The 18,368-nt window shown below is 69.5% G+C and carries 17 protein-coding genes; 7 read left to right on the top strand and 10 right to left on the bottom strand.

The features are described 5' to 3' along the window. The first annotated feature begins 63 nt into the window (after nt 1-63). The gene (gene hpnC, locus ABSY19_RS25735; RefSeq protein WP_382157127.1) at nt 64-963 is read left to right on the top strand and encodes a squalene synthase HpnC; all 900 of its coding nucleotides are present in this window, start codon (nt 64-66) and stop codon (nt 961-963) included. An 18-nt stretch (nt 964-981) separates the two neighbouring features. On the opposite strand, the gene ABSY19_RS25730 is transcribed toward hpnC, so the two are convergent. Continuing rightward, nucleotides 982-2,592: an ATP-binding protein gene (locus tag ABSY19_RS25730; RefSeq protein ID WP_382157125.1), complete on the bottom strand. Its 1,611-nt coding sequence runs from the start codon at nt 2,590-2,592 to the stop codon at nt 982-984. 10 nt (nt 2,593-2,602) lie between these two features. Then, a complete protein-coding gene (locus tag ABSY19_RS25725) occupies nt 2,603-4,147 on the bottom strand; it encodes a methyl-accepting chemotaxis protein (RefSeq protein ID WP_382157123.1) in 1,545 nt (514 codons plus the stop codon). Between the two features lie 214 nt (nt 4,148-4,361). Between ABSY19_RS25725 and ABSY19_RS25720 the strand changes: the two genes are divergently transcribed. Continuing rightward, entirely contained in the window at nt 4,362-5,090 is a 729-nt protein-coding gene (locus ABSY19_RS25720; RefSeq protein WP_382157121.1) for a Crp/Fnr family transcriptional regulator, read from the top strand. A 12-nt stretch (nt 5,091-5,102) separates the two neighbouring features. Here the strand turns inward: ABSY19_RS25720 and ABSY19_RS25715 are convergent, their stop codons facing one another. The 4 genes from ABSY19_RS25715 to ABSY19_RS25700 are packed head-to-tail and all read right to left on the bottom strand — an operon-like array spanning nt 5,103 to nt 8,292. Next, nucleotides 5,103-5,543, bottom strand: a complete 441-nt coding sequence (locus tag ABSY19_RS25715; protein ID WP_382157119.1) for a nucleoside deaminase — start codon at nt 5,541-5,543, stop codon at nt 5,103-5,105. Between the two features lie 26 nt (nt 5,544-5,569). Next, complete coding sequence (locus ABSY19_RS25710; RefSeq protein WP_382157117.1) at nt 5,570-6,733, bottom strand: mechanosensitive ion channel family protein; 1,164 nt, start codon at nt 6,731-6,733, stop codon at nt 5,570-5,572. A 44-nt stretch (nt 6,734-6,777) separates the two neighbouring features. Then, a complete protein-coding gene (locus ABSY19_RS25705) occupies nt 6,778-7,758 on the bottom strand; it encodes an AraC family transcriptional regulator (RefSeq protein ID WP_382157115.1) in 981 nt (326 codons plus the stop codon). 6 nt (nt 7,759-7,764) lie between these two features. Beyond that, entirely contained in the window at nt 7,765-8,292 is a 528-nt protein-coding gene (locus tag ABSY19_RS25700; protein WP_382157113.1) for an OsmC family protein, read from the bottom strand. A gap of 265 nt (nt 8,293-8,557) precedes the next feature. Between ABSY19_RS25700 and ABSY19_RS25695 the strand changes: the two genes are divergently transcribed. The 4 genes from ABSY19_RS25695 to ABSY19_RS25680 are packed head-to-tail and all read left to right on the top strand — an operon-like array spanning nt 8,558 to nt 12,058. Beyond that, a complete protein-coding gene (locus tag ABSY19_RS25695; RefSeq protein ID WP_382157111.1) occupies nt 8,558-9,370 on the top strand; it encodes a class I SAM-dependent methyltransferase in 813 nt (270 codons plus the stop codon). 14 nt (nt 9,371-9,384) lie between these two features. Beyond that, entirely contained in the window at nt 9,385-10,212 is an 828-nt protein-coding gene (locus tag ABSY19_RS25690) for a class I SAM-dependent methyltransferase (RefSeq protein ID WP_382157109.1), read from the top strand. A 53-nt stretch (nt 10,213-10,265) separates the two neighbouring features. Further along, nucleotides 10,266-11,564 carry an NAD(P)/FAD-dependent oxidoreductase gene (locus tag ABSY19_RS25685; RefSeq protein ID WP_382157107.1) on the top strand — a complete coding sequence of 433 codons (1,299 nt, stop codon included), beginning with the start codon at nt 10,266-10,268 and terminating at the stop codon, nt 11,562-11,564. A 20-nt stretch (nt 11,565-11,584) separates the two neighbouring features. Next, on the top strand, nt 11,585-12,058 hold the full coding sequence (locus ABSY19_RS25680) for an EVE domain-containing protein (RefSeq protein WP_382157105.1): 474 nt from the start codon (nt 11,585-11,587) through the stop codon (nt 12,056-12,058). A 6-nt stretch (nt 12,059-12,064) separates the two neighbouring features. On the opposite strand, the gene ABSY19_RS25675 is transcribed toward ABSY19_RS25680, so the two are convergent. Beyond that, on the bottom strand, nt 12,065-13,048 hold the full coding sequence (locus tag ABSY19_RS25675) for a formylglycine-generating enzyme family protein (RefSeq protein WP_382157103.1): 984 nt from the start codon (nt 13,046-13,048) through the stop codon (nt 12,065-12,067). Nucleotides 13,049-13,075: 27 nt separating this feature from the next. After that, nucleotides 13,076-13,885, bottom strand: a complete 810-nt coding sequence (locus ABSY19_RS25670; protein WP_382157101.1) for a cupin-like domain-containing protein — start codon at nt 13,883-13,885, stop codon at nt 13,076-13,078. Between the two features lie 263 nt (nt 13,886-14,148). On the opposite strand from ABSY19_RS25670, the gene ABSY19_RS25665 reads away from it, so the two are divergent. After that, nucleotides 14,149-14,547, top strand: a complete 399-nt coding sequence (locus ABSY19_RS25665; RefSeq protein ID WP_382157099.1) for a hypothetical protein — start codon at nt 14,149-14,151, stop codon at nt 14,545-14,547. 56 nt (nt 14,548-14,603) lie between these two features. On the opposite strand, the gene ABSY19_RS25660 is transcribed toward ABSY19_RS25665, so the two are convergent. Further along, entirely contained in the window at nt 14,604-15,224 is a 621-nt protein-coding gene (locus ABSY19_RS25660) for a LysE family translocator (RefSeq protein ID WP_382157097.1), read from the bottom strand. Nucleotides 15,225-15,250: 26 nt separating this feature from the next. Beyond that, nucleotides 15,251-18,358, bottom strand: a complete 3,108-nt coding sequence (locus ABSY19_RS25655; protein ID WP_382157095.1) for an error-prone DNA polymerase — start codon at nt 18,356-18,358, stop codon at nt 15,251-15,253. Nucleotides 18,359-18,368 lie beyond the last annotated feature (10 nt).

Genomic DNA, 18,368 nt, shown 5'->3' with positions numbered 1-18,368 from the left:
CCCTACACTAATGACTGACCGGTTAGTAATCAAAATTGTAGATCAAATCCATGAACCCTCTTCATGACAAAAACGTCATCCAACGGGGCTGACGCGACGCCGCTGGGCTCGGGTGTCGGGCACTACGAGAACTTCCCCGTCGCCTCCTGGCTGTGCCCGCCGGCGCTGCGTCCGGCCGTGGGCGCCATCTACCACTTCGCCCGCACGGCCGACGACATCGCCGACGAAGGCGATGCCCAAGCGGCGCAGCGCCTGGCCGACCTGGCCGCCTACCGCGCCGAACTGCACCGCTGCCTGCAACCCACCTCGCGCTCCACGCTGGACATGCCCGAAGCGCGCTGGCCCGGCATCTTCCGCGCGCTGGGCAAGGCCGCGCGCCGCCATGCCCTGCCCGCCCCGTGCCTGCACGACCTGCTCAGCGCCTTCGAGCAAGACGTGCGCCACACCGTGAGCGGTCACCGCTACGCCGACACCCCCGAGCTGCTGGCCTACTGCCGGCTGTCGGCCAACCCGGTGGGCCGCCTGCTGCTGCACCTGTATGGGGTGCGCGACGAGGCTTCGCTGCGCCAGAGCGACCAGATCTGCAGCGCCTTGCAACTCATCAACTTCTGGCAGGACATCAGCGTGGACCTGCCGCGCGGGCGCTGCTACCTGCCGGCCGACACCTTGCGGCGCCAGGGCGTGGCCGTGGCCGACTTCGAATCGAACCATGGCAGCAAGGAACAGGCCATGCAGGCCGTGGTGGCCGAGCTCTGCGCCTACGCGCGTGGCCTCATGCAGCAGGGCGCGCCCCTGGTGCACCGCGTGCCGGGCCGCGCCGGCTGGGAACTGCGCCTGGTGGTGCAAGGTGGCCTGCGCATCCTCGACGGCATTGCCGCCCAGCACCACCGCAGCTGGCAGACCCGCGTGACGCTGCACAAGAGCGACCTGCCCCGGCTGGCCTGGCGCGCGCTCTGGATGTAGGGCCTGTTCAGGCGCTTTTCAGGCGCTGCGGCCCACGGGCGGCGCGTCCTCGGGCCGCCCGTGGGCCTCGTCGGGGGCGTCCGGCGCCACCGTCAAGGGCAGGAACACATGGAAGCTGGCCCCCTGGTCGGGGCAGGCGTCGGCCCAGATGCGCCCGCCGTGGTACTCCACGATGCGGCGCACCAGCGCCAGCCCGATGCCCGCGCCCTCGAAGCGCGGGTCGCTGTGCAGGCGCTGGAACATGCCGAACAGCCGCTCCGCCTGCCCCGGCTCGAAACCCACGCCGTTGTCGCTCACATGGAACTCGGTGCCGTCGGGCAGCGCGCGCCAGCCCACCTCGATCTCGATCACCTCGCGGTGGGACGCGTACTTCACCGCGTTGTCCAGCAGGTTGACCCACACCTCGCGCAGCAGCACCGGGTCGCCCTGCACCGAGGGCAGACCGGGCTGGATGCGCCAGCGCAGCTTCTTCATGCCGGCGTCGATCGCCAGCGCCGCCACGGTTTCGTCCACCAGCGCGGCCATGTCCACCGCCCCCACCTTCATGCCCTTGCGGCCCAGGCGCGCGAAAGACAGCATGCCGTCGATGAGGTGCCGCATCTGCACCGCGGCGCGGATGATCTTGTCGCAGTACGGCAGGCTGCCCTGCACGTCGCCCGCGCTCACCTCTTCCTTGAGCAGCTCGGCGAACCCGGCGATGTGGCGCAGCGGCGTGCGCAGGTCGTGCGAGAGCGCGTACGAGAACTCCTCCAGCGAGCCGTAGGCCTCCTCCAGCTGGCGCGTGCGCATCAGCACCTGCTGGTTCAGGTCTTCGTTGCGGCGGTGGCGCTGCTCGATCAGGTTCTTGTACAGCGTGACGTCCTGCACCGAAAACGTGAGCGGCAGCTCGACCGCGTTCGACCCCACGTGCGGCACGCCCCGGCAGCGCACCCAGCGGCAAGCGCCGGTGGCGGTGACCACGCGGAACTCCACATCGATCTCGTCGCCCGAGCGCAGGGCCGCGTCCAGCGCGGCCTGCAGCATCGGCCGGTCCTGCTCGTGGGCGTGCGCCATGAACGCCTGCACGCCGCGCGCCTCCTCGTCGCGTTCGCAACCGAGGATGCGGTAGATCTCCGAGGTCCAGCGCGAGCGGCCGGTGTCCTCGTCGTGTTCGATGCGGCCCAGCCGCGCCAGCCGCTGCGCCAGCTCCAGCCGGTGCTGCAGGTCGGCGGTGAGCAGCTCGCGCTTCTTGCGCTCGGTGATGTCGGTCTGAATCGACACGTAGCTGGTCAGCCGGCCCGTCGCGTCCCGGATCGGCTCGATGTTGAGCGACACCCAGTACGGCTCGCCCGAGCGCTTGTAGTTCAGCAACTCGAAGTCCCGCACCGCCTGCCCCTGCCGCACCATCGCACCCAGGCGGGAGAGCGACAGGGCGCTGGTCTGCGGCCCGTGCAGCAGTTCGGCCGGGCGGCGGCCCACGCATTCGTCCAACCGCCAACCGGTGATGCGCGAATACGCGGCGTTGACCCAGGTGATGCGGCGCTCCTCATCGGTCACCACCACCATGTTGGAGGTGTTCTCCACGATCATCTCCAGCATCTGGAAGCGCCGCATCACATCTTCGGCGGCGGGCATGGGCGTCGGGGACATGGTCTGCTCCTCAGGCAAAGATGCCCACCGCGCTCTTCATGCTCTGCGACTGGTGGTTCAGGGCGTTGGCCGCGGCGGCGCTCTGCTCCACCAGCGCCGCGTTCTGCTGCGTCATTTCATCGAGCCGCCCCACGGCGGTGTTGAGCTGCTCCATCTCGCGGGTCTGCTGCACCGAGGCCGCGTTGACGGTGGTGATCAGCCGCGTGAGGTCGCTCACCTGCGCCACGATCTCGTTCATGCGCGCCCCCGTGGCCTCGACCTGGGTGGCGCCCTCGCGGATCCCGGCCAGGCTGCCGTCGATCAGTTCGCGGATCTCCCTGGCCGCGTTCGCGCTGCGCTGCGCCAGCGTGCGCACCTCGGTGGAGACCACCGCGAAACCCCGGCCCTGCTCGCCCGCGCGCGCGGCCTCCACGGCGGCGTTGAGCGCCAGGATGTTGGTCTGGAAGGCGATGCCGTCCACGATGTCCACGAACTCGGCGATGCGGTGGCTCGAGCGCGTGATCTGCTCCATGGTGCGCGCCATCGCCCGCATGGCCTCGCCGCCCGAGCTCGCCACCTCGCTGGTCTGGCGCGCCAGCGTGGCCGCGTCCTGGGCCGCGCTCGCGTTCTGCCGCATGGTGGCCACCAGTTGCTCCATGGACGACGCGGTCTGCTGCAGGTTGGCGGCGGTCTGTTCGGTGCGGCTGCTCAGGTCGTCGTTGCCATGCGCGATCTCGCCGCTGGCCACCGACACCCCGGTGGCCTGGGTCGACATGTCGGCCAGCAACGAGCGCAGGTTCAGCGCCGACTGGTTCACGGTCAGCAACAGCATGCCGATCTCGTCCACCCGGTTCAGGCTGGCCAGCCCACCAGCGTGCCCGCTGGCCACGCGCTGGGCCTGCCGCAGCACCAGCTTGAGCGGCGCGGCCAGTTGCCGCTGCAACCACAGCGCGCTCCCCGCCAGCAGCAGCACCAGCAGGCCCACCGCCCACGCGGCGCGCCCGGCCGGCAGGCCCGAGAACGCCAGCGCGGCGGCCATGCCCAAGCCGGGCAGCAGCAGCGCCAGGCGGATGCGCCCGCTCACGCCCAGCCAGCCGTTCCAGGACAGCCAGGCCAGCGGGCCGCTGCGCACCACCAACCCGCGAAAGAAGCGCCAGCCCTGCGCCCGGCCTTCGCGAAAGCGCCGGTACAGCGCCTCGGCGCCCTGCACCTCCTCGCGGCCCGGCTTGGTGCGCACCGAGAGGTAACCCGTGAGCACGCCGTTGCGCATCACCGGCGCGGCGTTGGCGCGCACCCAGTAGTGGTCGCCGTTCTTGCGCCGGTTCTTCACCAGGGCCGACCAGGGCATGCCCTGGCGCAGCGTGGCCCACATGTCGGCAAAGGCCTGGGCCGGCATGTCGGGGTGGCGCACCAGGTTGTGGGGCTGGCCGATGAGCTCTTCGGCGGTGAAGCCGCTGACCTCCACGAACGCCGCGTTGGCATGAACGATGTGGCTCTGCGTGTCCGTGGTCGACAGCAGGGTGCTGCGTTCATCGAACTCGTATTCCTGCTGCGTCACGGGCTGGTTGTTTCGCATGGGCAAGTGTCTCGCTCTCAAGGAGGTGGGGGTCTCGCACCACGGTCCGCAGAGGACCGCATGTGACCCCATTTCGGCACACAAGCGCCTTGAGGCATCTCAAAAAACGCAGCAGAAAACCGGGAATCTGCAACGGATGTGACGCAGCACGCGTTTCCAGCCCCCTGTTTCGCGTCTACTGGGGAGGAACCCTTGTTTAAATCCCGGGGCCCCTATGAAACAGCCGACCGCGCCCACCGATGCCACGCCTGTCCCGCCGCCCCGCTGCCGGACGCGTTGCGGCCATTGCGCCACGCTGCGGGTCTGCCTCATGGGCGGCCTGCCGGACGCCTCGCGCGAGCTGCTGGCCTCGTGCATCGAGGAATCGGCCTTCGGCAAGGGCGATGCGCTCCAGCTCGAAGGCGTGGTGGCGCAGCGCATCTCCATCATCAAGATCGGCGCCGTGATGGCCACCCGGCAGGGCGAGGACGGGCAGCCGCACCCGGTGGCCCTGCTCGGCCGGGGCAAGACCCTCGGGGGCTACGCGGTCTATGGGCACCAGGAGCAGATCGGCGCCCAGGCCCTCTCCACCGGGCGGGTCTGCAGCGTGGACGTGCCCGACTTCTACCGCCTGGGCGTGGTGGACCGCCAGTTCCACGCCTGCATCCAGGCCCACATCGTGGACGCGCACGGCCAGCTGGCCGACTGGTCGCGCGTCATGCGCATCAAGGGCTTGCAGCAGAAGCTGCTCGCCACGCTGCAGCTGTACGCGCGCGAGCAGCGCAGCCAGGCGATCCGCCTGCCCAGCCACGTGGCGCTGGCCGCCCTGCTCTCCACCACGCGCGAGACCATCGCGCGTTCGCTGCGCCAGCTGGAGGCGGCCGGCCACATCCTGCGGCACGACCGCTGGCACTGCGAAGTGGTCAGGCCGCGCGGCACCGGCGAGGCCACGGCCAGCCCCTGACCCCGCGCCGCCTCAGGGCTCGCCGATGTCCTCGTTCCAGAGCCCGGGCTCGGCGGCGATGAAGTCCCGCAACAGGTGCACGCAGCTCGGTTCCTGCAGCACCTGCACCTCCACGCCCCGGCCGCGCAGCCAGTCTTCCTCGCCCAGGAAGGTCTGGTTCTCGCCCACCACCACCTTCGGGATGCCGTAGAGCGCGATCGCGCCGCTGCACATCGGGCACGGCGAGAGCGTGGTGTAGATCACCGATTCCCGGTAGACCCGCGCGGGCTGCCGGCCGGCGTTCTCCAGCGCGTCCATCTCGCCGTGCAGGATGGCGCTGCCCTGCTGCACCCGCCGGTTGTGGCCGCGCCCGATGATGCGGCCCTGGTGCACGAGCACCGAGCCGATCGGGATGCCCCCTTCCTCGCGGCCCAGCCGGGCTTCGTCGATGGCGGCTTGCATGAACGGGTCCATGGGGTTTCCTTTCAAAAAAATCGTGTTCAGCCACGGCCCGGTGGCGGGCTGGGCGTGCTGGGCGTCTCCATTTCGGCCGCGCCACCCTCCACCGGCGGCGGTCCGTTGACCACGGGGCCCGATGCCGCCGGCTCGGGCGGGTCGAGCTCGGCCCGGTGGCGCGGCAGATAGCCCGGGTACTCGCGCTGGATGAAATCGATCAGGTGCTCGCGCACGTGGCAGCGCAGGTCCCACGCCGCGGGGGCCGAGGCGGCCGTGACGAGGCAGCGCAGCTGCATCGCCTTCTCGCCCGCTTCGGTCACCTGCAGCAGCGCGAAGCGCCTGTCCCAGTGGGGCGACTTCTCGCAGGCCGCCTGCAAGGCCTCGCGCAGCGGCGCCAGCGGCATGCGGTAGTCCACCCAGAGAAACACCGTGCCGATGAGCTCCGAGGTGCGGCGCGTCCAGTTCTGGAACGGCTTTTCGATCCAGTACTGCAGCGGCACCACCAGGCGCCGCTGGTCCCAGATGCGCACCACCACGTAGGTGCCGGTGATCTCCTCGATCACGCCCCACTCGTTCTCCACGATCACCACGTCGTCGATGCGGATCGGCTGGCTCAGGCCGATCTGCAGGCCCGCGATCAGGTTGCCCAGCACCGGCCGCGCCGCGAAACCCGCCACGATGCCCACCACGCCCGCCGAAGCCAGCAGGCTGGTGCCGATCTGGCGCACGGCCGGGAAGGTCATGAGCATCAGCGACACGCCGATCAGCACCACCAGCCCCTGCACGGTGCGCGAGAGCACCATGGTCTGGGTCTGGATGCGGCGCGCCGAGAGGTTGTCCGACACCGCCAGCGGGTTGGCCTCGTTCACGCCCCGCGCCACGCCCTGCACCACGCGCGCCAGCAGCCAGGTGAACACGCCGATGAGCAGCAGCGTGAGCAGGCGATCCACCCCCGGCAGGCCTTCAGGGCCCTGCTGCCAGGCCAGATTGAGCGCCAGCAGCTGCAGCGCCAGGTGCGCCGGCGCCTCGATGGCGCGCCCCACGCTGGCCACCATGGGGGCGCGCTGCGCGGCGCGCCGCACCACGCGGCGCCCGACCCGGAACACGAGCTCGGCCAGCAGACACAGCGGCAGCACGAGCACCAGGGTGGGCAGCCAGGCGGCGAGAAACGGGGGGAAACCTTCGGGGAGCCAGTCAACCATGTTCATGGCCCATCGTAGCCAGAACCGTGCCCGGCGGAAAACCGCGCCGATCAGGGCGGTTCGGTCAACTCCTCCAGTGCCGCGCGCCGGCGCCGCCAGGTGGCCGGTGGCACGCCGTACTCGCGCCGGAACGCGCGGATGAACGCCGTGTCGGTCTGGTAGCCCACGTCCTCGGCGATGCGCGAGAGCGGTGCCTTGCTGCGGCACAGCAGGTTGGCCGCGAGCATCATGCGCCACTGGATCAGGTACTGCATGGGCGAGCTGCCCACCAGGTGCTGGAAGCGTTCGGCCAGCACCGAGCGCGAAGTGCCCGCCTCGCGCGCGAGTTCATCCAGCGTCCAGGCGTGCGCCGGGCGCTGGTGCAGCGCGTTGAGCGCGGCGCCTACCACGCGGTCGCCCAGGCCCGCGAGCCAGCCGGTGCGGCCCGCGCTCTGCTCGTTGATGTAGAGCCGCAGCACCTCGATGAACAGCACCTCGGCCAGCTTGGACAACACGCCCGCACCGCCCGGCCGGGGCGAGCGCGCCTCGGCCAGCGCGTAGCGCACCGAGGCTTCCAGCCAGGTGCCCGCGTTCGATCCGCGCACGTTCACCCGCACCAGCGGCGGCAGCCCGGCCAACAGCAGGCGGGCCAGCCGCGCGTCGCAGGCCAGGTAGCCGCACAGCAGCCGGGTCGGCGCGCCGCCCCCGCCGTACATCAGCTGCCGGGGCCGGCGCTGCAGCAGCTCCTTCAACGGCGTGGCGGGCGCGGGTGTGAGGCCGGGGGCCGATCCCATGCGGTGCGCATCGCCCTGCGAGAACACGATCACATCCCCCGCACCCAGCCGCACCGGCGGCTGGTGGTCCAGCTCCACGAAACACTCGCCCTCGGTGACCAGGTGAAAGATCACCACCCGCTCGGCGTCCGGCTCCAGCAACGGCGCGGCCGCGTCGGCGCGCGGCGACTGATAGCACCAGGGCGCGGTGAAGCGGCCCTGGAGAAAGATGGCGCCCACCAGTTGCACCACGCGCAGGGTTTCGGACAGGGCGTCCATGCCTTCTCAGCCAGCATCGATGCGCAAGGCCAGCGGCGTCGCGGCCTGCAACGCGTTGGGAATCGGCGAGCGGCCCACCGCCGCCTGCACCAGCGCGCGCAGGCGTTCGGGCGGCACGCCGTTCGCCTGCACGCGCACGGCCAACTGCACATCCCCCGGTCCGGCGTTCACCGCCTGTCCGTCGGCATCGCGCATGCCGAGCAGGCCGCGGGTGTCGGAGCGGCTGGTCGCCTTCACCTCCAGGCTGGTGAGTTCGACGCCCTCGGCCGCCGCCGCCATCACGATGGAGGTGGTCGCGCAGGAGGCCAGCCCCGCGCGGAACAGCCAGCCCGGCGTCACCAGATCGCCGGTGCCGCCGAGTTCGTTCGGCATGTCGGAAGGCACCTGCGTGCCGTTGGCGTGGCTGGCCACCACCCGCGTGCCACCCGTCCAGCGCGCGGTGGCCGGGCCGTCCTCGTGCAAGCCGGTCTCGGGCCGGCGCTGCAGCACGGCTTGCACGCGCTGCAGGGCCTCTGCGATGTGTTGTTGCGTCACGGTGCACCTCCGTGCCGAGGCATTATGGGCGCCCTCCCCCCAGGCACCAAGGCAGCACGTCGGCTCATGCACCCGGACCGGACGCTGGGACAGCATTTCCGGACGCGCGGTCAGCCGCGTCAGCGCCCCGGGCCAGATCCGGACGATCGGGCAGCCCTGAGCGCGCCTCGGGCAGGACACCACACACCCCCTCGCGTTCCACTGCATGCCGGGCCATCGATCACCGCGGCCCGCACGCCAGCCACCCTTCAGCGAGACAAACACCATGAACGCACCGACCGACTTCATTGCCCTGAAAACCCGCCAGCAGGCCGCCTGGGCCAGCGGCGACTACGCCGTCATCGGCACCACCCTGCAGCTCGTCGGCGAATCGCTCGCCGAGGCCTGCGACCTGCACTGGGACGAGCGCGTGCTCGACGTGGCCGCCGGCAATGGCAACGCCACCCTGGCCGCGGCGCGCCGGGGCGCCCGCGTCACCTCCACCGACTACGTGCCCACCCTGCTCGAACGCGGCGCCGAACGCGCGCAGGCCGAGCGGCTGGACGTGCAATTCCAGGTCGCCGACGTGGAAGAACTGCCCTTCGACGACGCCAGCTTCGACGTGGTGCTCTCCACCTTCGGCGTGATGTTCGCGCCCGACCACGCCCGCAGCGCGGCCGAGATGGCGCGCGTCTGCCGCCCCGGCGGGCGCATCGGCCTGGCCAACTGGACGCCCGAAGGCTTCATCGGCCAGCTGTTCAAGACCCTGGGGCGCCAGCTGCCACCACCGGCCGGCGTGCAGCCGCCCTCGCTCTGGGGCACGGAGGCACATCTGCGCGAGCTCTTCGGGTCCACCGCCGCGAAGATCGACGCCACGCCCCGCCTGTTCAATTTCCGTTACCGCTCGGCCGCGCACTTCATCGACGTGTTCCGCACCTGGTACGGCCCGGTGCACAAGGCCTTCGCCGCGCTGCCACCCGACAAGGCCCAGGCGCTGGAGAGCGACCTCACCGAACTGCTCAACCGCCTCAACCGGGGCGGCCCCACCGCGCTGGTGGTGCCCAGCGAGTACCTCGAAATCGTCATCACCCGCCGCTGACGGAAGGGCCCACCATGGACGCGCGCCTTCAACGCCGCGTGCAGCGCTACGGCTGGGACCTGGCCGCGGACGACTACGAGGCGCTGTGGCAGGCCCAATTGGCGCCCGCCCAGGCCCGCCTGCTGGAGCACATGGCGCTGCAAACCGGTGAACACGTGCTCGATGTGGCCTGCGGCACCGGCCTGGTCACCCTGCGCGCCGCGCACAGCGTGGGGCCGCAGGGCCAGGCGATCGGGGTTGACCTCTCGGAACGCATGGTGCAGGCCGCCGAGCGCCGCGCGCGGACCAGCGGGCAGCGCCACATGCGCTGGGAGCGCATGGACGCCGAACAGCTGGCGCTGGCCGATGCCAGCCTCGACGCCGCGCTGTGCGCCTTCGGCCTCATGTACCTGCCTGAACCCGAGCAGGCGCTGAAAGAGCTGGTGCGCGTGCTGCGCCCGGGAGGCCGCCTGGGGTTGGCCGTGTGGGGCGAGCGAGCGCGCTGCGGCTGGTCGGCGCTGTTTCCCATCGTCGATGCCGAAGTGACCACCGAAGTCTGCCCGCTGTTTTTCCGCCTCGGCCAGGGCGACGCGCTGGCGCGGCTGTGCGGCCAGGCCGGCGCGACCGGGCTGCGAACCGAGCGCCTGAGCACCAGCCTGCACTACGCCAGCGGCGACGAAGCCTGCCGCGCCGCCTTCGCCGGCGGCCCCGTGGCACTCGCCTGGTCGCGCTTTGGCGACGAGGCCCGCGCGCGGGCCTGCGCCCGCTACCTCGACGCGCTCGCGCCCTGGCGCAGCGGCGCCGGCTACGCGGTGCCGGCCGAGTTCGTGCTCGTGACCGGCCACAAGCCCGAGCGAAGCTGAGGGAGGGCCGCGTCGTCTACAGTGGAAGCCGATCTTCCACTGGGACGAAAAGAATGCACACAAGAATCGTGATCGTGGGTGGCGGCGCGGGCGGCCTGGAACTGGCCTGCAAACTCGGGCGCAAGCTCGGCGCGGAGCAGGTCACCCTGGTCGACCAGCAGCTCTTCCACATCTGGAAACCCTCGCTGCACGAAGTCGCCGCCGGCACGCTGGACATCCACCAGGAAGGCCTGTCGTACGAAATGCTCGCGCACGACAACCGCTTCACCTTCTGCTTCGGCGCCATGACCGCGCTCGATGCCACCGGCAAGACCCTCACCGTGGCGCCCATCACCGACGAAACCGGCGAGGAACTCATCCCCGAGCGCACCCTGCCCTTCGACCAGCTGGTGATCGCGGTCGGCAGCACGGCCAACCATTTCAACGTGCCCGGCGCGGCCGAACACACGCTCTCGCTCAACCGCCCGGCCGACGCCGAACACTTCCGCCTGCGCATGCTCAAGCTGCTCACCGCGGCCGAACTGCGCAAGAGCGCGGGTTCGCAAGCCCAAGTGCGCGTGGTCATCATCGGCGGCGGTGCCACCGGCGTGGAACTCGCGGCCGAGTTGCGCGAAGCCAGCGTGGTGCACTCGCGCTACGGCTTTCGCCGGCTCGACCCGCACCACGACGTGCAGATCACCCTGCTCGAAGGCGCGGCCCGCATCCTCGCGCCGCTGCCCGAAAAAGTGTCCACCGCCGCCGCGCAGCTGCTGCGCGAACGCCACGTCACCATCGAAACCAACTGCCGCGTCGCGCGCATCACGCCCGAGCAGGTGGAAGATGCCACCGGCCGCGTGTTCGCGGCCGACATCGTGGTCTGGGCCGCCGGCATCAAGGCCCCCGACGTGCTGGGCACGCTCGGCCTGCCCGCCACCCGCGCCGGCCTGCTGGAGGTGGAGGGCAACCTGCTGGTGAAAGGCCAGTCCGACCTCTACGCGCTGGGCGACTGCGCCGCCTGCCCCACGGCCGATGGCGGCTTCGTGCCCCCACGCGCGCAGGCCGCGCACCAGCAGGCCAGCTACCTCGTTGACGCGCTGCTGCGCCGCGCCAACGACCGGCCCGCAGGCACCCGGCCCTACGTCTACAAGGACCACGGCTCGCTGGTTTCGCTGGGCACGCAGACCTCGGTCGGCAACCTCATGGGCAACCTGTTCCGCTCCACCTGGTACGTGCAAGGCATGTTCGCCCGCATGATGTACGTGAGCCTGCACCTGATGCACCACCAGGCCGTGCTCGGCACACTGCGCACCGGCGTGCTGGCGGTGGCGCGTTTCCTGGTGAAGCGGGCGACACCGCTGGTGAAGCTGCATTGAGGCAGAGAAAGGACACCACCATGACCCAATACTGGCTGATGAAATCCGAGCCCGACGAGTGCTCGATCGACGACGCACTCGCGGCACCGAAAGCCACCGTGCCCTGGACCGGGGTGCGCAACTACCAGGCCCGCAACTTCATGCGCGACGGCATGCAGGTCGGCGACGGCGTGCTGTTCTACCACTCCAGCTGCCCCGAGCCGGGCATCGCCGGCATCGCGCGCGTGGCCTCCACCACGCGGCCGGATCCCACGCAGTTCGACGCGAAGTCGCCCTATTTCGACGCTGCCTCCAAACCCGACGCCCCGCGCTGGCTGCTGCTGGACGTGCAGGCGCTGCGCAAGACGCGGTTGATCGGCCTGCCCGAGCTGCGCGACACGCCCGAGCTGGCCGACATGGTGGTGCTCAAGCGCGGCAACCGGCTCTCGATCACACCGGTGAGCCCTGAGCACTGGAAACTCATCACCGACAAGCTGGCCGGCGATCGAACGTAACGCCGCTCAACGAGCGGCTTCGCGCACCAGCCGGATGCCCACCAGCGTGTAGCGCGTCTGCACCGTGTTCCAGTTGCGGAACGCGCACCGCGTGTACAAGGGCCAGGTGTGCCAGGAGCCGCCCCGGCGCACCTTCACCGCGCCATCGGCCGGGCCCGTCGGGTCGTCCACGGGCGACTGTGCGTAGTAGTCATCGCCATGCCAGTCCGACACCCACTCCCACACATTGCCATGCATGTCGTGCAAGCCAAAGGCGTTCGCGGTGTAGGCGCCCACGGGCGCCGTGAACGCATGGCCATCGCGGCCGGGCACCGCCCGATCGCGCCAGGCCGGCCAGTTCGCGGCAGCGTCTTCGTCGAACGTGTTGCCCACCCCGATCAGCCCCGCCGGGTCGTCGCCATGCTGGTAGCGGCCCGTGCCACCGGCGCGGCACGCGTACTCCCACTCGGCCTCCGTCGGCAGGCGGTAGGCGCGGCCCTCCTGCTGTGACAGCCAGCGGGCCAGCGCGACCGCGTCGTTCCAGGTGACGTTCACCACCGGGTGGTCGTCGCCCTGCGCGAAGCCGGGGTTCTGCCAGGAGTAGCGCGGGGACCGCCCCTCGAACGCATCGCGCCGAGGACTGGTGGCGGGGTCGTAGGCCGGGTTGTAGCCGTAGCCCCCGGTGCCGTCCGCGACCGATTCGGGCACATGGCCCGAGCGCCGCAGAAACGTGCGGAACTGCCCCACCGTGATCTCGTGCCGGCTCATCTCGAAGGGCTTGGTGATGCGCACGCGGTGCACCGGGGCTTCATCCGACAAGCCCTCGAAGCGGGGCCGCTCCAAGGCGGGATAGGCCGCTGCCAGCGCCTGCACCGATTCGTCGCTGCCCATCAGGAACTCGCCCGCCGGCACTCGCACGAACGAAATGCCGAGGGAATCGACGGTGGCGGTGCGCGGTGTGGCGCACGCCGCGAGAAGAGCCACCAGGGCCAGCGATGCCCAGGTGAACACAGCAGCGCCTCTGGGACCCATCGTCGTTTACGCGGTCAAGCGCGCGTACCCTCGAAATGCCAAGGCCTTCAAGGAATCCATGCGATGGCTCTGGCCCACCGCCATGGGCGAGGCCCCCCATTTCTTCCGCACCCGGTGGTTGAACCTCATCGCGTTGAGCTGCTTGAGCGTTCGGGCGTCGTTGAAGAAAATCGACAAGGTCACCGACACCTCGGGACCATTTTTCACGTGATGCCCGGCCAGGAAAGGAATGTGAAGCGCGTCCCCCGGTGCGCAGTGGTAGGACACCCCCAGGCCCTCGCAATCGGGCTTCCATTTGAGGGCGCCCACCTCACGTTCCATGTGCGATTCGTACTCGGGCTGCGTGATGACGCGCTTGTCCAAGGGCGGAAAAACGGTGACCTCTTTCGAGCCCGCGATCTGCAGCAGGAAATTCGATGCCCGATCGAAATGGAAGGGCGTGATGCTGTGGGGCGACGAGAGAAAGATGTAGGAGCGGGGCTCGATGGGCACGCCATGGCCGCGCGCTTTCACGGTCCGGGCGATGTCCTTCACCAGATCGTCGTGAAGCCCGCGGAATGCAGGGTGGCTTTCCGGCTCCCGGATCATGATGTACGAGTTCGACGTCGGGAGGCTCTCGATGATCTTTTCGATCGGTAGGGCTTTGCGCCCCTCGGTGATGGCCGTCTCGAAGTCCTCGTCCTTGCTCATCTTGTGGCCCGAAAAATAGATGAGATCCTTGTTGATTTCGGGGATGGCGCGCTGGATGTTTTCCAGGCTCAACGCGGGGTGTTCGAACAGTTTCTGTTTGAACTGGAAGGACACCTTGTCGATCATGGAAGACATCTCCATGTCCGTGTCGAATACCTGGTACATCGAATCTCCTGTGGAACGCGGTCGGGCCGTGGCATTGTGCGGTGCCTTCGCCGCGTCTCCTGGATGGCCAGCGGCATATCAGGGCAAAAATCACGAAGGATGGAAAGACCGCGCCGGGCCAGCGTTGCTGCTCCTCCTACATGGCTCGGCGCGCTTTTCCTACGGAGGGCACGCAGCCGCAGGGCGAAGATGAAGTTTCTCGAAACCCTCAGGAGATTAAAACCATGTACATCAAGACACTCACCGCCATCACCCTGTGCGCCGCCTCTGCCATCGCATCGGCCCAGGCCATGACCAAGGCCGAATACGACGCGGCCAAAGACCGCGTCGAGATGAACTACAAGACCGCCAAGAAGTCGTGCGATGCCCTCAAGGACAACGCCAAGGACATTTGCGAAGTCGAAGCCAAGGGCAAGGAAAAGGTCGAGAAGGCCGAGCTGGAGCACAAGTACAAGGCCACGCTGGGCAACGCCCGCAAGCTCGAGGAAGTCAAGGCGGACACCACCTACGACCTCGCCAAGGAAAAATGCGAAGACCAGGCCGGCGACGCCCAGAAGGTGTGCAAGGCGGACGCCAAGGCGGTTCACGACCGCGCCGTGAAGGCCGCCAAGGAAAAGGCTTAAAACAGCCTCCCCATCGCGCGAACCGCCCTTCGGGGCGGTTTTTTCGAGCAGCCCCCTCAGCCGCGCAGTGGCAGCGCCAGGCCGATGGCCACGAAGATGCCGCCGCAGACCTGGTTGAAGCGCTTGCCCACGCGGCGCAGCCAGGGGCTGATGCGCGCGGCCATGCCGGCGATGAACAGCTCGGTGATGGCCTCGACCAGCGCGAAGGTGCCGGCCATGATCAGGAACTGCAGCAACAGGCTGCGGTGCGGGTCGATGAACTGCGGCAGGAAGGCCGCGAAGAACAGGATGCCCTTGGGGTTGGTGACGGCGGACAGGGCCCCCTGTCGGAACAGCGAGCCGCCTGAGCGCGCCGGCCCGGCCCGGTCGCCTTCGGTGATCTGCACGCCCACGGGCGGCGAGCGCCAGACCTGGATGCCCAGCCACACGAGGTAGGCGCCGCCGAGCCACTTCAGCGCGGTGAGCCACACCAGCGAGGTCTGCAGCAGCGCGCCGATGCCGAACATGGACAGCGCGATGACCGCCACGAAGCCCAGCGTGCCGCCGAAGATGGTGAACAGCGTCTTGCGCTGGCCGTGCAGCACCCCATGCGTGAGCGCGAGCAGGCCGTTGGGGCCGGGCGAGAGGGACAGGCCGGCGGCGGCCAGCAGGTAGATGAGCCAGGTGTCGAGGTTCATGGGGGCGATGCTAGCGCCGATGGGCCTCAATGGAAATCCCGACTCACGGTGGACAGGCCGTTGAGCAGGGGCGTGAGGTCTTCGAGGTGGCCGGCGATGAGGTTGCGCGCCTCGCCCTCGCGCTGCCACACGCCACGCACGGCCAGCAGGCGCGCGCCGGTGAGCACAGCGCGCTGGCGTTCGCGGATGCGTTGCCACACGATGACCTGCACCACGCCGGTTTCGTCTTCCAGGCTCACGAACACCACACCCGAGGAGGTGCCGGGCTGCTGGCGCAGGGTGACGATGCCGCAGTGGCGCACGAGGCGGCCGTTGGGCGCGTCCTTGAGTTGTTCGGCGGTCATGAGCCTGCGCTTCGCGAGTTCTTCGCGCAGCAGGGCGAGCGGGTGGCGGCGCAGGGTGAGGCCCAGGCTGGCGTAGTCCCACACGATGGCTTCGCCTTCGGGTGCGGGCGGCAGGGCCAGCGGGGCTTCGTCCACCGGCGCGCCCTTGAGCAAGGCCGGTGGCGGGCGCAGCGCGGCGGCGTCCCACACCTGCTGGCGGCGGTGGCCGCTCAGGCCCATGAGGGCGTCGGCGGCGGCGAGCGCTTTCATCTGCGGCTGGTCCAGGCCGGCGCGGCGCGCGAGGTCTTGCGCGTTGCGGAAGGCTTGTTGCGCGCGCGCCTGCACGATGCGCTCGGCCGCTTCCTGGCCGATGCCACTGACCAGGCGCATGCCCAGGCGCACCGCGCCATCGGCGTCGAGGATGCTGTCGCGGTCGCTGTGCAGCACGTCCACCGGCCGCACGACCACGCCGTGGCGTTTCGCGTCCTGCACCAGCTGGCTGGGCGTGTAGAAACCCAGCGGCTGGCTGTTGAGCAGCGCGGTGAGGAACTCGGCCGGGTGGTGGCATTTGATCCACGCGCTCACATAGACCAGCAGCGCGAAGCTGGCGGCGTGGCTTTCGGGAAAGCCGTAGCTGGAGAAACCTTTGATCTGCTCGAAGATGCTTTTGGCGAACTCGGGCTCGTAGTCACGATCGGTCATGCCCTTGATCAGCCGCTGCTCGTATTTCTGCACGTTGCCGTGGCGTTTCCAGGCGGCCATGGCGCGGCGCAATTCGTCGGCCTCGCCGGGTGTGAAGCCGGCCGCGAGCACGGCGATCTGCATGCACTGCTCCTGAAAGATGGGCACGCCCATCGTGCGGCCCAACGCCGCCCTCAAGGCCCTTCCGCCCTCCGGCCCGGGAAAGCTCACCGGTACCTTGCCCTGCCGCCGGTTCAGATAAGGATGCACCGCCCCACCCTGGATGGGCCCGGGCCGCACCAGCGCGACCTCGATCACGAGGTCGTAATAAGAACGTGGCCTCAAGCGCGGCAGCATGCTCATCTGCGCGCGGCTCTCGATCTGGAACACGCCCACGGTGTCGGCGGCGCAAATCATGTCGTAGGTCGGGCCGTCGTTGTCCGGGATGTCCTGCATGCAGAACGCCCGCCCGTCTTTGTCACCGAGCAGGGCCATCGCCTTGCGCAGCGCGGTGAGCATGCCCAGCGCGAGCACGTCCACCTTGAGCAGGCCGACGGCGTCGAGGTCGTCCTTGTCCCACTCGATCACGGTGCGGTCTTTCATGGTGGCGTTCTCGATCGGCACCAGGCGCGAGAGCGGCAACTGCGTGAGCACGAAGCCGCCGGTGTGCTGCGAGAGGTGGCGCGGAAAGCCCATGAGGGTGGAGGTGAGTTCCAGCAGCTGGCGCACCTTCAGCTGCCCGGTGTCGAGGCCGGCCTCCTGGAGCCGTTCGGGCGCGATCGCGTGCCCGTCCCACCAGCGCGACTGTTTGGCCAGCACATCGAGCGAGCCTTCCGCAAAGCCCAGGGCCTTGCCCACGTCGCGCAGCGCGCTGCGCGGGCGGTAGCTGATGACGGTGGCGGTGAGCGCGGCGCGCTCGCGGCCGTATTTCCCGTACAGGTACTGGATGACTTCCTCGCGCCGCTCGTGCTCGAAGTCCACGTCGATGTCGGGCGGTTCGTCGCGTTCGCGCGAGATGAAGCGCTCGAACAGCAGGCCCGTGCGCCCCGGGTCCACTTCGGTGATGCCCAGGCAGTAACACACCACGCTGTTGGCCGCCGAGCCCCGGCCCTGGCACAGGATGGCTTTCGAGCGGGCGAAGGCCACGATGTCGTGCACCGTCAGAAAGTAATGCTCGTACCGCTTGTAGGCGATGAGTTCCAGCTCGTGCTCGATCTGTTTCGCAAACGCCTCGGGCGTGCCCTGCGGCCACCGCCTGCGGGCACCTTCTTCGGTCAGCTGGCGCAGGTGGCTCTGCGGCGTTTCTCCCTCGGGGATCACCTCGCTCGGGTACTGGTAGCGCAGTTCGTCCAGCGAAAAATCGCAGCGCGCGGCCACCGCCAGGGTTTCGGCCAGCAGGTCGGCGGGGTAGAGCTGACCCAGCGTGAGGCGCGCGCGCAGGCGCTGCTCGGCGCTGGGCTCCAGCGCGAAGCCGCATTCGGTGAGCGGCTTGCCGATGCGCGTGGCGGTGAGCACGTCGTGCAGGGGTTTGCGCGAGCGCACGTGCATGCGCACGTCGCCCACGGCCACCAGCGGCACGGCGGTGAGCGCGCTGCTCTGGCGCAGCTGGTGCAGGCGCATTTCGTCGTCGAAACGGCAGAGCTGTTCCACGCCGAGCCAGCAGCGGCCCATGAAGTGCTGCAGCAGCCAACGCGCGATGGTGTCCATCGGATCCTGGTCGCTGTGGCGGTCGGGCACGGCGATCACCACGCAGTCGGCCAGGGCCGCGGCATCGATGTCGCCGACCGTCAACCGGTAGGTGCCCTTGGGGGCGCTGCGGCGCAGGCGGGTGATGAATTCGCACAGGTTGCCGTAGCCGTTGAGGTTGCAGGCCAGCACGACCAGGGTGAAGGGCGCGTCGCACCGCACCTGGAACTGGCTGCCGATCAGCAGCTTGAAGCCGTGCTTTTTCGCGGCGACGTGGGCGCGCACCACGCCGGCCAGGGAACACTCGTCCACCAGGGCCAGGGCGCGGTAGCCCAGGGCTTGCGCGCGCTCGACCAGTTCCTCGGGGTGGCTGGCGCCGCGCAGGAAGCTGAAGTTCGAGAGGCAGCGCAGCTCGGCGTAATCGGGAAGGGCATCGGCGTTCATGGCAGTGCCT

Source organism: Hydrogenophaga sp. ANAO-22 (assembly GCF_042466645.1).
Classification (GTDB): Bacteria; Pseudomonadota; Gammaproteobacteria; order Burkholderiales; family Burkholderiaceae_C; genus Hydrogenophaga.
The sequence above is the reverse complement of the archived record's forward strand: the minus strand, read 5'-3'. Positions and strand labels throughout refer to the sequence as shown.

Bases quoted from the DNA above. Each gene is read 5' to 3' on its own strand.
- ABSY19_RS25655 (WP_382157095.1), bottom strand. From the start codon at position 18,358: ATGAACGCCGATGCCCTTCCCGATTACGCCGAGCTGCGCTGCCTCTCG.
- ABSY19_RS25695 (WP_382157111.1), top strand. From the start codon at position 8,558: ATGAACGCACCGACCGACTTCATTGCCCTGAAAACCCGCCAGCAGGCC.
- ABSY19_RS25720 (WP_382157121.1), top strand. From the start codon at position 4,362: ATGAAACAGCCGACCGCGCCCACCGATGCCACGCCTGTCCCGCCGCCC.
- ABSY19_RS25725 (WP_382157123.1), bottom strand. From the start codon at position 4,147: ATGCGAAACAACCAGCCCGTGACGCAGCAGGAATACGAGTTCGATGAA.
- ABSY19_RS25730 (WP_382157125.1), bottom strand. From the start codon at position 2,592: ATGTCCCCGACGCCCATGCCCGCCGCCGAAGATGTGATGCGGCGCTTC.
- ABSY19_RS25710 (WP_382157117.1), bottom strand. From the start codon at position 6,733: ATGAACATGGTTGACTGGCTCCCCGAAGGTTTCCCCCCGTTTCTCGCC.
- ABSY19_RS25660 (WP_382157097.1), bottom strand. From the start codon at position 15,224: ATGAACCTCGACACCTGGCTCATCTACCTGCTGGCCGCCGCCGGCCTG.
- ABSY19_RS25715 (WP_382157119.1), bottom strand. From the start codon at position 5,543: ATGGACCCGTTCATGCAAGCCGCCATCGACGAAGCCCGGCTGGGCCGC.
- ABSY19_RS25705 (WP_382157115.1), bottom strand. From the start codon at position 7,758: ATGGACGCCCTGTCCGAAACCCTGCGCGTGGTGCAACTGGTGGGCGCC.
- ABSY19_RS25685 (WP_382157107.1), top strand. From the start codon at position 10,266: ATGCACACAAGAATCGTGATCGTGGGTGGCGGCGCGGGCGGCCTGGAA.
- ABSY19_RS25670 (WP_382157101.1), bottom strand. From the start codon at position 13,885: ATGATCGACAAGGTGTCCTTCCAGTTCAAACAGAAACTGTTCGAACAC.
- ABSY19_RS25680 (WP_382157105.1), top strand. From the start codon at position 11,585: ATGACCCAATACTGGCTGATGAAATCCGAGCCCGACGAGTGCTCGATC.
- ABSY19_RS25690 (WP_382157109.1), top strand. From the start codon at position 9,385: ATGGACGCGCGCCTTCAACGCCGCGTGCAGCGCTACGGCTGGGACCTG.
- ABSY19_RS25665 (WP_382157099.1), top strand. From the start codon at position 14,149: ATGTACATCAAGACACTCACCGCCATCACCCTGTGCGCCGCCTCTGCC.
- hpnC (WP_382157127.1), top strand. From the start codon at position 64: ATGACAAAAACGTCATCCAACGGGGCTGACGCGACGCCGCTGGGCTCG.